Annotated in this window: 13 protein-coding genes; 7 read left to right on the forward strand and 6 right to left on the reverse strand. The window is 66.5% G+C overall.

The genetic code is table 11. The features are described from left to right. Positions 1–8: 8 nt before the first annotated feature. Both EXE47_RS02220 and EXE47_RS18620 read right to left on the reverse strand, forming a co-directional pair. The gene (locus EXE47_RS02220; protein ID WP_086216173.1) at positions 9–431 is read right to left on the reverse strand and encodes a hypothetical protein; all 423 of its coding nucleotides are present in this window, start codon (positions 429–431) and stop codon (positions 9–11) included. Between the two features lie 97 nt (positions 432–528). Further along, complete coding sequence (locus EXE47_RS18620; RefSeq protein WP_167373101.1) at positions 529–702, reverse strand: hypothetical protein; 174 nt, start codon at positions 700–702, stop codon at positions 529–531. Positions 703–804: 102 nt separating this feature from the next. Here EXE47_RS18620 and EXE47_RS02225 point away from each other — a divergent pair, with 102 nt between their 5' ends. The 6 genes from EXE47_RS02225 (at position 805) to EXE47_RS02250 (ending at position 8,487) form a co-directional block, all read left to right on the forward strand. Continuing rightward, positions 805–3,603: a DNA-directed DNA polymerase gene (locus EXE47_RS02225; protein ID WP_137707977.1), complete on the forward strand. Its 2,799-nt coding sequence runs from the start codon at positions 805–807 to the stop codon at positions 3,601–3,603. Between the two features lie 146 nt (positions 3,604–3,749). Then, on the forward strand, positions 3,750–4,676 hold the full coding sequence (locus tag EXE47_RS02230) for an ABC transporter ATP-binding protein (RefSeq protein ID WP_049931712.1): 927 nt from the start codon (positions 3,750–3,752) through the stop codon (positions 4,674–4,676). 52 nt (positions 4,677–4,728) lie between these two features. Beyond that, positions 4,729–6,159: a Fe-S cluster assembly protein SufB gene (sufB, locus tag EXE47_RS02235; protein WP_137707978.1), complete on the forward strand. Its 1,431-nt coding sequence runs from the start codon at positions 4,729–4,731 to the stop codon at positions 6,157–6,159. Position 6,160: 1 nt separating this feature from the next. Further along, on the forward strand, positions 6,161–7,375 hold the full coding sequence (sufD, locus tag EXE47_RS02240) for a Fe-S cluster assembly protein SufD (RefSeq protein WP_049932321.1): 1,215 nt from the start codon (positions 6,161–6,163) through the stop codon (positions 7,373–7,375). A 139-nt stretch (positions 7,376–7,514) separates the two neighbouring features. Further along, positions 7,515–8,000, forward strand: coding sequence for a rubrerythrin (locus EXE47_RS02245; protein WP_049932324.1), 486 nt, complete (start codon positions 7,515–7,517; stop codon positions 7,998–8,000). A 43-nt stretch (positions 8,001–8,043) separates the two neighbouring features. Further along, on the forward strand, positions 8,044–8,487 hold the full coding sequence (locus EXE47_RS02250; RefSeq protein ID WP_049932320.1) for a metal-dependent transcriptional regulator: 444 nt from the start codon (positions 8,044–8,046) through the stop codon (positions 8,485–8,487). A gap of 29 nt (positions 8,488–8,516) precedes the next feature. Here EXE47_RS02250 and prf1 read toward each other — a convergent pair whose 3' ends face one another. The 4 genes from prf1 to EXE47_RS02270 all read right to left on the reverse strand — a co-directional run bounded on the left by prf1 (position 8,517) and on the right by EXE47_RS02270 (position 13,590). Then, entirely contained in the window at positions 8,517–9,767 is a 1,251-nt protein-coding gene (gene prf1 / locus EXE47_RS02255) for a peptide chain release factor aRF-1 (protein ID WP_089308649.1), read from the reverse strand. A 135-nt stretch (positions 9,768–9,902) separates the two neighbouring features. After that, positions 9,903–11,711 carry an arginine--tRNA ligase gene (gene argS, locus EXE47_RS02260; RefSeq protein WP_089308650.1) on the reverse strand — a complete coding sequence of 603 codons (1,809 nt, stop codon included), beginning with the start codon at positions 11,709–11,711 and terminating at the stop codon, positions 9,903–9,905. A gap of 285 nt (positions 11,712–11,996) precedes the next feature. Beyond that, positions 11,997–12,932, reverse strand: a complete 936-nt coding sequence (locus EXE47_RS02265; RefSeq protein WP_089308651.1) for an NAD-dependent epimerase/dehydratase family protein — start codon at positions 12,930–12,932, stop codon at positions 11,997–11,999. A 217-nt stretch (positions 12,933–13,149) separates the two neighbouring features. Next, complete coding sequence (locus tag EXE47_RS02270) at positions 13,150–13,590, reverse strand: DUF302 domain-containing protein (protein WP_089308652.1); 441 nt, start codon at positions 13,588–13,590, stop codon at positions 13,150–13,152. A gap of 162 nt (positions 13,591–13,752) precedes the next feature. Here EXE47_RS02270 and EXE47_RS02275 point away from each other — a divergent pair, with 162 nt between their 5' ends. Beyond that, positions 13,753–14,169: a helix-turn-helix domain-containing protein gene (locus EXE47_RS02275; RefSeq protein WP_167373090.1), complete on the forward strand. Its 417-nt coding sequence runs from the start codon at positions 13,753–13,755 to the stop codon at positions 14,167–14,169. The last annotated feature ends 78 nt before the right edge of the window (positions 14,170–14,247 follow it).

The following is a 14,247-nucleotide window of genomic DNA, read 5'->3' on the forward strand; positions in this document are numbered from 1 at the left end:
GTCGGACATTACGCTTCCGGGGGATCAGCGGTGGAGTCGGCATCAGTGTCATCGGCCTCTTCGGGGGGATCCGACTCCGACTCGTCGGCCTCGCCCTGCGAGCGCCGCCACGACCGGTACGTCTGGTACGTTCGGACCCCGGCGAGGAGACCGGCGACGAGCAGCGCCGGGCCGGCCCGCGACCACCCCTCGAAGAACCACACCATGGGGCCGAGCGCGACGAGGAGGACGGCGGCGTTGGCGTAGACGACGGCGACGACGAACGCGCGGAGGGTCCCCTGGTCGACGTCGCTCGCCCCCTCGAAGTCGCCGCCATCGTCGAACGTCTTCACCGACGGGGCTTTGGGGATGTCGGGCGTCATCTCCCGCTCGGCGTCGGAGCTCTCGCCGACGGAGATCTCGCCCTCGTCGTCCTCGTCGAGGCTGAACACGCCCGCACCTACGCCGGGCCGGGGCAAAGGGGTTCCGTCCGGGCGACGCCGCGGCTACGGGAGGAGACGGACGGAGCGCGCGGGGTCGGCGGGCCGGTCAGAGCGCGTCGGCGAGCCGCACCGTTCGGCTCGCTTCGACCCAGGCGAGGGGGTTCGTCGCGTCGAAAAGCACCACGTTCCCGTCGTCCTCGTACACCTCCACCTCGGCGTCGACCGCGTCGGAGTCGGCCGGGCGAGCCGCCTGGGGTCCGGAACGTGGGTCCGAAGACATGGGCCGTGGTAAGAAGTCACACAATATATGCCTTTCCGTGGCGGGATACCTCGCCGCACCCGAAAGCCGTGTTTTTTAGCCGGGTGACGCCGAAGGACGGATATGACTCAGTCGGGGCTGTCGGACTTCTCGTCGGCCGGGGACGCGGACGGCGAGGCCGACGGCGACACGGACACCGAACGGGAGGAGCTGGCCGCGCAGGAGGCGGCCGTCGTCGCCGGGGGCGGACGGGGCCACGTGAACGACGTGGTCGACGTGGACGAGGCGAAGTTCCCGGAGTCGACGGGGACCGTCGAACTGATGATCACCCAGATCGACTACGCCGTCGAGGGGTACGGCAGCGACGAGTACCCGGTCGTCCATGTGTTTGGCCGGCGACCGGCGGAACACGTCGAGGACGCCGACCACGACGTGGTCGAACACCTCCGCGTGCTGGGCGTCGAGCCGTACTTCTACGTCCCGACGGCCGACCTCGACCGCGACCCCGTCGAGGAGTACGACGTGGTGATCGGGACGCGCGAGGCGGGCCCCGACGGCGAGCCCTACGAGAGCATCCGCGGTGAGCCGCTCACCCGGATCGTCACCCGGACCCCGCGCGACGTGGGGAACATCCGCGACGACTTCGCGACCAGCTTCGAGGCGGACATCCTCTTCCCGAACCGCTTCCTGATCGACAACGGGATCAACGGCGGCATCCGCGTCGAGGAGCGGCGCCTCGACGACGGGGAAGAGACGATTCAGGTCCACGAGGGGCACCTCGAACCGGCCGAGGTCGACGCCGACCTGCGCGTGAACACCTTCGATATCGAGGTGGACGACCGCCGCGGCTTCCCCGAGGACGGCGAGGAGCCGATCATCTGTCTCACCAGCCACGACTCCTACGAGGACGAGTACGTCGTCTGGCTGTACGACGCGCCGGAGGCCGAGATTCCCCCGCCGGAAGACCTCCCGGAGTACGAGGGGATCGTCGGCGACGGCGCGGAGGTCGACTTCAGGGTCCGCACGTTCGACGAGGAGGCCGCGATGCTCGACGCGTTCGTCGAGTACATCGACGACACCGACCCGGACCTCCTGACCGGGTGGAACTTCGAGGACTTCGACGCGCCGTACGTCCTCGACCGGCTGGAGGTGCTCGACGACGGGAGCGAGTACGACCTCGACGTCGACCGGCTCTCCCGGATCGGCGAGGTGTGGCGCTCCGGCTGGGGCGGCCCGGACGTGAAGGGCCGGGTCGTCTTCGACCTGCTGTACGCCTACAAACGCACGATGTTCACCGAGCTGGAGTCGTACCGCCTCGACGCGGTCGGCGAGCGCGAGCTCGGCGTCGGCAAGGAGCGCTACACGGGCGACATCGGCGACCTCTGGGAGCAGGACCCCGAGCGCTTACTGGAGTACAGCATCCGCGACGTGGAGCTGTGCGTGGAGATCGACCGCAAGCAGGACGTGATCGCGTTCTGGGACGAGGTGCGCACCTTCGTCGGCTGTAAGATCGAGGACGCGCCGACGCCAGGCGACACCGTCGACATGTACGTCCTCCACAAGGCGTTCGGGAAGTTCGCGCTCCCGACGAAGGGCCAACAGGAGTCGGAGGAGTTCGAGGGCGGGGCCGTCTTCGACCCGATCACGGGCGTCAAGGAGATGGTGACGGTCCAGGACCTGAAGAGCCTCTACCCGATGTGTATGGTGACGATCAACGCCGGCCCGGAGACGAAGGTCGACCCCGACGAGTACGGCGGCGAGACGTACGTCGCGCCCAACGGGACCCACTTCCGGAAGGAGCCGGACGGGATCATGCGCGAGATGGTCGACGAGCTGCTCTCCGAGCGCGAGGAGAAGAAGGCGCTCCGGAACGACCACGACCCGGGCACCGAGCCGTACGAGCAGTACGACCGGCAGCAGGGAGCTGTCAAGGTTATTATGAACTCGTTATATGGGGTTACGGGATGGGATCGGTTCCGCCTCTACGACAAAGAGGGCGCGGCAGCCGTTACTGCGACCGGCCGCGAGGTCATCGACTTCACGGAGGAGGCGGCAGAAGAGCTTAATTATCAGGTAGCTTATGGTGACACCGACTCGGTTATGCTATCCCTTTCTGACATGTCGGAACGGGAGGCGATCGAGACCTCCTTCGAGATAGAGGACCACATCAACGAGCGCTACGACGACTTCGCGCGCGACGAGCTCAACGCCGACGAGCACCGCTTCGAGATCGAGTTCGAGAAGCTCTACCGGCGCTTCTTCCAGGCGGGCAAGAAGAAGCGGTACGCGGGCCACATCGTCTGGAAGGAGGGGAAAGACGTCGACGACATCGACATCACCGGCTTCGAGTACAAGCGCTCGGACATCGCCGGGATCACGAAGGAGGTCCAACAGAACGTCATCGAGACGATCGTCACCGGCGACGACATCGACGAGGACATGGAGGAGGTGAAGTCGTACCTCGAAGGCGTCATCGCGCGGGTGCTCGACGGCGACGTGGACCTCGACGAGATCGGGATCCCCGGCGGGATCGGCAAGCAGCTCGACGCCTACGACACGCCGACCGCGCAGGTCCGCGGCGCGAAGTACGCCAACCGCATGCTCGGGACGAACTTCGGGAGCGGGTCGAAGCCGAAGCGGCTGTACATCGAGAAGGTCCACCCGGACTTCTGGAGGCGAATGGAGGAGGAGGAAGGGCTCGACCCCCAGCGCGACCCCCTGTACGGGGAGTTCAAGCGCGACCCGGACGTGATCTGCTTCGAGTACGCCGATCAGGTGCCCGAGGAGTTCGAGGTCGACTGGGAGAAGATGCTGGACAAGACGCTCAAGGGGCCGATAGAGCGCGTGATCGAGGCGCTCGGGATGTCGTGGGAGGAGGTGAAGACGGGGCAAGAACAGACCGGACTCGGCTCGTTCATGTGACTGCCGACGAGCGCGAACGCGCTCTCTGGAAAGCAGTTTTCGATTGCTAGAAAATTTCTTGGTCGATATGCGATTTTTGACGGGGAGATGCGTAACCATTAACCCCCTCAACCCCCACCATCGATGTACGAGGCACGAGAATACATATGGCTACTCTCGAAATCAACGATCTTCACGCACGAGTGGCGGAAGAGGGCGGCGAACGCATCCTTCTCGGCGTCGATCTGACCGTCGAGTCGGGCGACATCCACGCGCTGATGGGACCGAACGGCTCGGGGAAGTCGACGCTCGCGAAAGTGATCGCCGGCCACCCCGCCTACGAGGTCACCGGCGGTGAGATTCTGCTCCACCTCGACGAGGCCGACGTCGCCGACGTGGACGTCGACCTCGACGACGAGGACTATCACTGGGAGCTCCTGGAGCTGGAGCCGAACGAGCGCGCCGCGCTCGGCATCTTCCTCGGCTTCCAGTACCCCGCGGAGATCGAGGGCGTCACGATGACGAACTTCCTCCGACAGGCGCTCAACGCGAAGGCGGACGAGCGCGAGGAGCTGTTCGAAGACGAGGAGGAGGAGGCCGCCGAGGCCGAGGCCGAGGACGACGACGAGGGGTACGAGACCTCCCCGATGGAGGGCCCCGCCGACGACGGCGAGATCGGCGTCGCCGAGTTCCAGGAGATTCTCTCCGAGAAGATGGAGCTCCTCGACATGGACGAGAAGTTCATGCAGCGCTACCTCAACGCCGGGTTCTCCGGCGGCGAGAAGAAGCAGAACGAGGTCCTCCAGGCCGCGATGCTGGAGCCGAGCGTCGCCGTGCTCGACGAGATCGACTCGGGGCTCGACATCGACCGCCTGAAAGACGTCTCGAAGGGGATCAACGCGCTCCGCGACGAGCAGGGCACGGGCGTCCTCCAGATCACGCACTACCAGCGCATCCTCGACTACGTCGAGCCCGACCACGTCCACGTCATGCTCGACGGGGAAGTCGTCAAGAGCGGCGGCGCGGAGCTCGCCGAGAAGCTCGAGGACGAGGGGTACGACTGGGTCCGCGAAGACGCCTACGAGGCGGCGTAACCGAATGTGGGCACGCGACACACGTAAACACGGGAATCAGTAACAATACACTATGAGTTCACAACAGGACGACCTCAAGGAGACAGACACCGAGGCTCGCTTCGAGTTCAAGAAGGAGGAGAAGTCCGCCTTCCAGACCGAGAAGGGTCTCACCGAGGAGACGGTCCGCGTCATCTCGGAGGACAAGGACGAACCGGAGTGGATGCTGGAGCGACGCCTGCGCGCGCTCGAGCAGTTCCAGGAGATGCCGATGCCGACCGACTGGCCCGGCCAGCCGGACCTCTCCGAGATCGACATCGACGAGATCGTACCGTACATCCGCCCGGACATCGAGGCCCGCGGCGGCGCCGAGAGCTGGGAAGACCTCCCCGAGGAGATCCAGGACACGTTCGACAAGCTGGGCATCCCGGAGGCGGAGAAGAACGCGCTCTCGGGCGTCGGCGCGCAGTACGAGTCCGAGATCGTCTACCAGAACATGCAGGAGCGGTGGGAGGAGAAGGGCGTCATCTTCTGTGACATGGACAAGGCCGTCCAGGAGCACGAAGAACTCGTCCGCGAGCACTTCATGACGAAGTGCGTCCCCCCGAGCGACAACAAGTTCGCGGCGCTTCACGGCGCCATCTGGTCGGGCGGCTCGTTCGTCTACATCCCCGAAAACACCACCGTGGAGATGCCGGTCCAGGCGTACTTCCGGATGAACTCCGAGGGGATGGGTCAGTTCGAGCACACGCTCATCATCGCCGAGGAGGGCTCCGAGGTCCACTACATCGAGGGCTGTTCCGCGCCGAAGTACTCGGCGTTCAACCTCCACTCGGGCGGCGTCGAAGTGTTCGTGGGCGAGGACGCCCACGTCCAGTACTCGACCGTCCAGAACTGGTCGAAGAACACGTACAACCTCAACACGAAGCGCGCCATCGCCGAGAAGGGCGGGCGCATGGAGTGGATCTCCGGCTCGATGGGCTCGAAGGCGACGATGCTGTACCCCTCGACGATCCTGAAGGGCCGCGGTGCCTCGGATAACCACATAACCATCGCCTTCGCGGGCGAGGGCCAGGACATCGACACCGGCGCGAAGGTGTACCACAACGCGCCGGACACGAAGTCCACGGTCGAGTCGAAGTCGATCGCGAAGGACGGCGGCCGCACCAACTACCGCGGGCTCGTCCACATCGCGGACGGCGCCGAAAACTCCTCGACGGCCGTCGAGTGCGACGCGCTGATGTTCGACAACGAGTCGACGTCTGACACGATGCCGTACATGGAGATCAACGAGTCGAAAGTCGACGTCGCTCACGAAGCAACCGTCGGGAAGATCGGCGACGAGGACATCTTCTACCTCCAGTCGCGCGGGCTCGACGACGACGACGCCAAACAGATGATCGTCTCCGGGTTCATCGAGCCGATCACGGAGGAACTGCCGATCGAGTACGCCGTCGAGCTGAACCGCCTCGTCGAACTCGAGATGGAGGGTTCGCTCGGATAACATGAGCACGCAAGCAATCGAGAGCCTCTCGGAGGACACGGTACGACGCATCGCCGACGAACGCGACGAGCCCGAGTGGCTCTTGGAGACCCGTCTGAACGCGCTGGCCGCGCTGGAGACCGCGGAGCTGCCCGACGTCATCCAGACGCCGGGCCGCCGCTGGACCGACCTCGAGGCGCTGGACTTCGAGTCGCTCGTCGACCCGCTGAACCAGGCGGACGAGACCGAGCGGACCGCGGGCGACGACGAGGTCGTCGTGCTGCCGTTCACCGAGGCGCTCGCCGAGTACGGCGACGTCATCGAGGCGAACTTCGGCTCCGTCCTCGACCCCGAACACAACTATCTCACGGCGCTTTCGGTCGCGCTGTTCACCACCGGTACGTTCGTCTACGTCCCCGAGGGCGTCGACGTCGAGGACGTGACGGTGCGCGCGGAGATGAACTCCCGTTCGCTGTTCAGCCAGACGCTCGTCGTCGCCGAGGAGTCGTCGTCGGTGACGATCCTCGAGTCGATCACGTCGGGCGACGCCGACGTGAGCGGCGACCGGTACTTCTCGAACCTCGTCGAGGTCGTCGCGGGCGAGAACTCGAACGTCCAGTTCGGCTCGCTCCAGAACCTCGACGACGACGCCTACACCTACTCGCTGAAGCGCGGCGTGACCGACACGTACGCGACGGTCGACTGGATCGAGAGCAACTTCGGCTCGAAGCTCACCCGCTCCGACATCGAAACCGAGCTCGAGGGCGACGGCTCCGAGAGCCAGATCGTCGGGACGTTCTTCGGCACGGACGACCAGCACTTCGACATCAACGCCCGCGTGTGGCACCAGGCGGAGCAGACGACCGCCGACCTCGTCACCCGCGGCGTGCTCGACGACGTGGCGCGCTCCGTCTACGAGGGCGTTCAGGACGTCGGCGAGGACGCGTGGAACACCTCCAGCTACCAGCGCGAAAACACGCTGATGCTGTCGGACGACGCCGAGGCCGACGCGTCGCCGAAGCTGATCATCCACAACCACGACACCGAGGCGTCCCACTCCGCGACGGTCGGACAGGTCGACGCCGAGGACCTGTTCTACCTCGAGAGCCGCTCGATCGACTCGCGGACGGCCCGGAACATGCTCGTCGAGGGCTTCTTCGTGCCCGTCCTAGAGGAAATCGCGGTCGACGAGTTCCGCGACGACGTCGAGGAGCTCGTCTTCGAGCGGCTCCAGTAAGCCGCCGGCGCCGAACGGATTTTTTCAGCCCCGCCCGGAGTCCCGGAGCGACCGGCGAGCGAGGGGAACCGCTTAAGACCGACGACGCCCGAGTTGTTCGTATGCGAACCCGCGTATCGTGCCGTCTCGGGTGGTCGCGGTGAGCGTGAGCCAGCGGGTCGCCTCCGACGACCAACTCGCGCGGCTGCTCCAGATCGGAATCGTGCTGGAGGAGGTCGTCGAAGCGCGAGCGCATCGCCACTACCAGCAGTTGGACGCCGAACTCGACGCGGAGGTGGAGACGCTCCTCGCGGACGCGGCCGAGGAGTCGGCGGACCACCGCGAGCGGCTGGAGTCGCTCATCGACGGGCTCGGCGTCGACAGCGTCCCGTTCGACGAGATCGAGTCGCTCGTCGACGCCCGCTACGGGCGGACGCGGCCGGAGGACTTCGACGACGTGCTGTACGACCAGCTGTGCAACGAGGAGACGGCGTACAAGTTCTACGACGACCTCATCGAGGCGATCGAGGGGTCCGACGGGTCGTTCTCGGTCGACCGCGAGGAGCTGATCGCGACCCTGGCGGCGATCCGCGACGAGGAGGCCGAGGGCGTACGCGAGGTCACGGAGGTCATGGAGCGCCGATGAACCGGACAGACGAGTCGCCGACGAGCGCCGACGGAGGACAGCCGTGAACACCGCAGATCAGTACCTCAAGACGATATACGTCGTACAGGACAGCGAAGACGGACCCGCCTCGACCGGGTCGATCGCCGATGCGCTCGGCGTCAGCCCGGCCAGCGCCAACGAGATGATCGGCAAGCTCGAAGAGCGCGGGCTCGCCGAACACGAGAAGTACAAGGGCGTCAAGCTGACCGACGACGGCATCGTCCGGGCCAGGGACGCCCTCCAGACCTACTGTATCATCGAGCGGTTCCTCGCGAACGTCCTCGCGGTCGAGGACTATCAGGCCGAGGCCCGGGAGCTCGAGGCCGTCATCGACGACACGGTCGCCGAGCGGCTCGACACGATCATCGACCGGCAGCCGGAGTGTCCGGACTGCTTCGACCCGGAGTCCGACGCCTGCGCGTGTTTGGAGATCGCGCCGGGGCCGGTCGAGCCGGAACAGCAGTAAAACGGCCGCAGAAACTTCTTCAGAGGTCCTTAGACTCCGGTCGAGTACCGCAGGATACCGGCGATGCCGCCGAACGCGTCGAGCAGCTGTTCGCCCTTCTCGAAGTCCGTGGAGATGAACTTCGTGTCCGTCCCGCGCTGTTCGGCGATGGCCATCAGGTGTTCGATGACGTCCTCTCGCTCCTCGACCTCGGCCGCCTCGCCGCACTCGCTACATTCGTGGTCCGGCGTCGAGTGGCGGGCGTCGACAACCTCGTACTCCTCGTGGCCGTCGGGGCACTCGTAGACGACGACGTCGGAGCGAAGGTCCTCGGAGATGAGCAGGCGGTCCACCGATCCCATGATCAGGTTGCGGCGGGTCTGCTCGAACCCGTAGGTCGCCTCCTGCCCGGTGTTGAGCTTCTCGAAGAACTCTTCCATGTTGCGTTTGTCCTCGACGATCTCCTGGTCGGCGAGCGCCTCGCTGGCGTTGTCGACGAGGTCTTTCAGGCCGGACTCATCGGTGTAGGCCACGTCGAACTTGCCGAGCACCTTGTCCTGAAGCTCGTGGTGGAGGTAGTCGCCGTCGAGGAACTCGTCTTTGGTCGGCGAGGGACCGCCGACGAGGATGCCGTCGAGCTCGTGGCGCTTGTCGACGAACAGGTCGTTGGCCATCCCAGCGACCTCCTGATAGAAGTTGTCGATCGCTTCGAGGCGCAGGCGGGCGAATCGCTGTGCGGACTGACCCCCCTTCCGCTGTTTGCCGGGGACGAGCGAGGAGGCGGACTTGACCGCCTCGACGCGTTTCCCCTTCAGCCAGCCGACGTTCGCCTCGCGGCGGTCCAAGACGATGAGCCCGAACAGCCCGGAGTCCTCGAGCATGTGTTCGAGCGGCTCGGTGAGGAACTCCGAGTCGCAGTGGTAGCGGAACGACTCGACGGGCTGCGGGGGCGACTCCAGCGTCCGGGTGACCATGTCGGTCTGGCCGCCGCCGCTGTCGATGGCGCCCGAGAATATCACGATCCCGTTGTCCGGCGGGAAGGTGTCGTAGTAGCGCAGCCGGTCCTTGATCGACGTCAACGCGTCCTGAACGGCCGTCCGCGTCTGCTTGGACTTGATGTTGGACGCCTCGCTGTGCTCTTGGGTGACGTGCGCCACCACGTCGGAGATCTGCCTGTCCTCGGGGATGTAGATGGTGACGAGCTGGGTGCCGGAGCCCTCGTACTCCTTGAGTTCCTCGATGACCTTGCGGAACTCGTACTTCCGGCGGTCCGCGTTCGCCTCCTGTGCGTCGCTACTCATTACTCCGAATACGGTCGCGTGCGTGTAAGTAATCTTTGACCTGTCGATACGGGCGGAAGCGTCCGTCTCGGCCGCGTTTGGCGGTGGATCGCTCGGAGCCCCGCTCCGGGCGACGGAGGGCGGGATACCCTCGATTTACATCGACTCCGGCGCCTCGACGCCCAGCACGTCGAGCGCGTTCGCCATCGTGTGCTTCGCGGCCGCGACGAGCGCGAGCCGGGCGTCCCGCAGGGCCTCGGTCTCGGCGGTCACGACGGGGCACTCGCGGTAGAAGGCGTTGTACGCGTCCGCGAACTCGCGGGTGAACGTCGCGATCGTGTGCGGCTCCAAGTCGTCCGCGGCGGCCTCGATTGCGGCGGGGAAGCGCGCGACCTCGCGGAGGAGCTCGCGGGCCGCGTCGGTTTCGAGCGCGCCCGCGTCGACGTCCAAGGCGTCGGGGTCGACCTCGCCGTCGGCGTCCGCCGTCACGCCCGGCACGTCGATCCCGGCGGCGGCCGCCTCGCCGAGGATGCCGGCGCAGCGCGCGTGGACGTACTGGACGAACGGCGCCGACTGCGCCTCGAAGTCGAGCGCGTCCTCCCACTCGAAGGTGATCGCCTTCGCGGGCTGTTTGGAGACGATGTCGTACCGGACCGCGCCGATCCCGACCTGGTGGGCGATGCGCTCGACGTCCTCGTCGGTGAGGTCGTCGTCGCGGATGCGGTCGTCCATGCGCGACTCGACGGCGTCGCGAGCGCGGTCGATCGCCTCGTCCAGCAGGTCGTCGAGCATCACGCCGGTCCCCCGCCGGGTCGACATCTTCCCCTCGGGCAGGTTGACGTACGAGTAGATGACGTGGCCGAGGCGGTCGGTGTCGTTGCCGAGCAGTTCGAGGGTCGCGTCGAGCTGGTCGGCCTGGAGCTTGTGGTCCTCGCCGAGGACGGTGACGGCGCGGTCGTAGTTCGCGAACTTCCACTCGTGGTGCGCCAGGTCGCGGGTCGTGTAGAGGCTCGTGTCGTCCGAGCGGAGGAAGACGAGGTTCTTGTCGATCCCCCACTCGTCGAGCTCCAGCTGCCAGGCGTCCTCCTCGTAGACGGCGTGGTCGGTCTCTTTCAGCCGGCCCGCGATGTCGTCGGTGGATCCGTCGCGCATGAACCGCGTCTCCTTGACGAACTCGTCGAACTCCGCGGGGAGGCGGCCGAGGCACGCCTTCATTCCACCGAGGACGGCGTCGACGACCTCGCCGACGCGCTCGTACGTCTCCTCGTCGCCCGCCTCGAGCCCCTGGAGAATCGACTGGATCTCCGCCTCCGCGGCCTCGACCGCGTCGTCGTCCGCCTCCTCTAAGAAGGCGTTCCCCTTCCGGTAGTAGCGCACGAGGTCGTACTCGGCGCGGTCGCGGGCGGGCTCCGCGTCGAGGTCCGACTCGTCGAACCGCTCGTACGCCCAGGTGAACACCGCCATCTGCCGGCCCGCGTCGTTGACGTAGTAGTGGCGGTCCACGTCGTAGCCGGCGTACGCGAGGAGGTTCGCGACCGCGTCGCCGACGATGGGGTTGCGCGCGCGGCCGACGTGGACGGGGCCGGTCGGGTTCGCGCTGGTGTGTTCGACCACGACGCTCGTGTCGCGGTCGGGGAGCGCGCCGTAGTCGGCGTCGACCGCGGCCGCGTCGAGCGTGTCGGCGAGGTAGCGCTCGTTCGCGTGGAAGTTGACGTACGGCCCCGCGGTGTCGACGCTCGCGACGTAGTCCGCGTTCCCGACCGACACCGCCTCGGCGACAGTCGCCGCGACGTTCGGCGGCGCGTCGCCGACCTCGCCCGCGAGTCGGAAGGCGACGCTGGAGGCGAGCGTCGCGTCCATGTCGTCGGGCGGGCGTTCGATGCCGAGGTCGTCGGTCGGGAGGGCGAGCGAGTCGAGCGCGTCCGCGAGCGCCGCCTCGACCTCCGACCGGAACTGCCGGAACATACCGTCCGTTCGACGGGCGGGTTAAAAGGCCCTTCCGAAGCGGCGCGGCGGGCGGAGACGCGGATCGAACCGCGAGCGACACCGCCACGGGAAACCCACCGGGGTGTGCGCAACAGCCGTCCGTATCGCTCCGTTGACGCCGCCGCCTCCGGTCGGTTATCGGGACAGCTTCGGCAGTCGAGCGATCCGGTCGGCGTTCGGGACCCCCTTCGGTTCGCCTGCGGCGGGACTGAAGCGCCTCCGCGGTCCGCACCCGACCGGCGGAGTTCGTCGGAGGGGATCGCGCTACTCCACGATCTCGTCGATCAGCTCGCGCGCACTGCGCCGAACCGCCGCGTCGCTCTCGACCGACGGCTCCCACCCGAGGGCGGCGAGCTTCTCGATCGACAGCCGCATCTTCGGTACGTCGCCGGTCCAGCCGCGGTCGCCGCCGGTGTAGGCGTACTCCGGGTCGACGCCGAGCTCCTCGCTCACGATGTCGGCGATGTCGGTGACGGAGGTCGTCGTCCGCGTCCCGAGGTTGTAGACGTTGTACGCGGCGTCTGCGTTCTCGACCACGTGCCGGATGGCGTCGACACACTCCGAGACGTGCATGTACGACTTCTCCTGCCGGCCGTCGCCGAGGATCTCCAGTTCGGTCGGATCCTCGGCTAACTTCTCGATGAAGTCGGGGATCACGTTGCCGCGCTGGCGCGGGCCGACGATGTTCGCGAACCGGAACACCCACGTCCGGACGCCGTAGGAGTGCGCGAACGTCGATATCAGCGCCTCGTCCGCGAGCTTCGCGGAGCCGTACATCGAGATCGGTTCGAGGGGGGCGTAGTCCTCGGGGGTCGGTCGCGGCGCCTCGCCGTACACCGTCGAGGAGGAGGTGAACGCGAAGCGGTCGACGCCGACCTCGCGCATGCGCTCCAAGACGTTGTACGTCATCTCGGTGTTCTCCTCGAACAGCGCGCGGTCGTCGTCGTAGTTCGTGTCGGTGTACGCCGCGAAGTGGAAGACGACATCGAGGTCGTCGGTGACGACGCGCGCCACGTCGTCGGGGTCGGTCATGTCCGCTTCGACGAACGCCGCGCCCTCGGGGACGCGGTCGCGGGTCCCCTTCGAGAGGTCGTCGGCGACGCGGACGGTCGCGCCGCGGTCGAGCAGGTCGGCCGCGAGGTGGCTTCCGACGAGACCGGCGCCGCCGGTGACGAGGACGCGCGAATCGGCGAGGTCCATATCGGCCCGTCGGCGGTCGCGGATAAGTAGGTGTGGAATCGCGACGAGCGGGGTCGACACGGAGGCGAGGCGAACGGAACCGGGTCACGTCCGTGTCGGTCGAAGCGCCGGCCGCACCGATCCGAGCGCAGACCGCGCCGATCCGATCGTCGCCGGCGGCGAGTGCCGCCGAGCAGATCGCCGGCGACGCCGTAGGGACGGCTGTGTCAGAGCGTGGTCAGAGGTTCTCGAACGCCTCGTTGACCATCTCGCCGGTGTCGGCGATGATGCCCGCCATCTCGTCGTCGTCGGGCGCCATGCCCGCGAGGCGAGCGAGGCGCATGATAGAGACGTGATAGACGCGCTGCGTCCCGGGCGCTTCCTCCCAGACGACGACGTTACACGGCATGAGCGCGCCGAGCTTGTTGTCGGTCGCGTCGAGCGCCCGGTCGGCGACAGCCGGGTTACACGCGCCGAGCACGTAGTAGGGGTCGCGACCCGCGTCGACCTTCTCGTTGAGCATCTCGGACGGCGAGAACTCGACCGGGACGCCGAATCCGGCGTCGGTGAACACCTCGCGGACGTGTTCGATCGCCTCCTCGTGGCCCATCTCGAGGGTGGCCTGCTCTTCGCCGATGTCGTCCGGGTCGATCTGCGTCGGGTCGATCGGAAGCGTCATTCGTGTATCGTCTTGGGCCTACGTAACAAAGGCTCTTCGGATGTCCTACCGAGAGAGCGGAGCAGCCGTGAACTGAACCGGACTGTCGCCGACTCGACTGTAGTAGTATTGTACTAATTAGGAACAACTTTAACCCACTCTGTCGCCCTATTGTCCGATACGATGACCGCGTCAGTGCGTGACGACCTCGAACGGGACTTGGGGTGTATCGACCTCCTCGAGTGTATTCACGGGCTCAACGAGCGGGATCAGGCGGTGTTTCAGGCGCTCCAAGGAGTGAACGAAGGGCTCACCGTCGACGACGTGGCGGACCGGCTGGAGTGTGAGCGGTCGACGGCGTACCGGTCGATCTCGCGGCTCGTGGACGCCGGCGTCGTCGTCCAGCAACAGGAGAACTACGATCAGGGCGGGTACTACTACGTCTACCGGCCGCGAACGCCCGAGGAGGCCGCTCGCGAGATGCAGCAGCTGCTCAACAGCTGGTACGCGACCGTCGGTCAGCTCATCCAAGAGTTCGAGGACCGGTACGGCGGCGAGGCGGACGAGCGCGGGGATCGGTCGCTCCAGCCCGGACCGTGACGCGCGGGCGACCGCGACGCTCACCGATTAGTATTGTGCGAAATATACAAAATAAATAAATCGTTGGGGATCGAAGGG

The organism is Halorubrum sp. GN12_10-3_MGM (genome assembly GCF_005435235.1).
Taxonomy (GTDB): domain Archaea; phylum Halobacteriota; class Halobacteria; order Halobacteriales; family Haloferacaceae; genus Halorubrum; species Halorubrum ezzemoulense.

What these genes read in the sequence shown, in the direction of transcription:
- EXE47_RS02265 (WP_089308651.1), bottom strand. Translation starts at nt 12,932, where the DNA reads ATGGACCTCGCCGATTCGCGCGTCCTCGTCACCGGCGGCGCCGGTCTC.
- sufD (WP_049932321.1), top strand. Translation starts at nt 6,161, where the DNA reads ATGAGCACGCAAGCAATCGAGAGCCTCTCGGAGGACACGGTACGACGC.
- EXE47_RS02275 (WP_167373090.1), top strand. Translation starts at nt 13,753, where the DNA reads ATGACCGCGTCAGTGCGTGACGACCTCGAACGGGACTTGGGGTGTATC.
- EXE47_RS02230 (WP_049931712.1), top strand. Translation starts at nt 3,750, where the DNA reads ATGGCTACTCTCGAAATCAACGATCTTCACGCACGAGTGGCGGAAGAG.
- sufB (WP_137707978.1), top strand. Translation starts at nt 4,729, where the DNA reads ATGAGTTCACAACAGGACGACCTCAAGGAGACAGACACCGAGGCTCGC.
- argS (WP_089308650.1), bottom strand. Translation starts at nt 11,711, where the DNA reads ATGTTCCGGCAGTTCCGGTCGGAGGTCGAGGCGGCGCTCGCGGACGCG.
- EXE47_RS02225 (WP_137707977.1), top strand. Translation starts at nt 805, where the DNA reads ATGACTCAGTCGGGGCTGTCGGACTTCTCGTCGGCCGGGGACGCGGAC.
- EXE47_RS18620 (WP_167373101.1), bottom strand. Translation starts at nt 702, where the DNA reads ATGTCTTCGGACCCACGTTCCGGACCCCAGGCGGCTCGCCCGGCCGAC.
- prf1 (WP_089308649.1), bottom strand. Translation starts at nt 9,767, where the DNA reads ATGAGTAGCGACGCACAGGAGGCGAACGCGGACCGCCGGAAGTACGAG.
- EXE47_RS02270 (WP_089308652.1), bottom strand. Translation starts at nt 13,590, where the DNA reads ATGACGCTTCCGATCGACCCGACGCAGATCGACCCGGACGACATCGGC.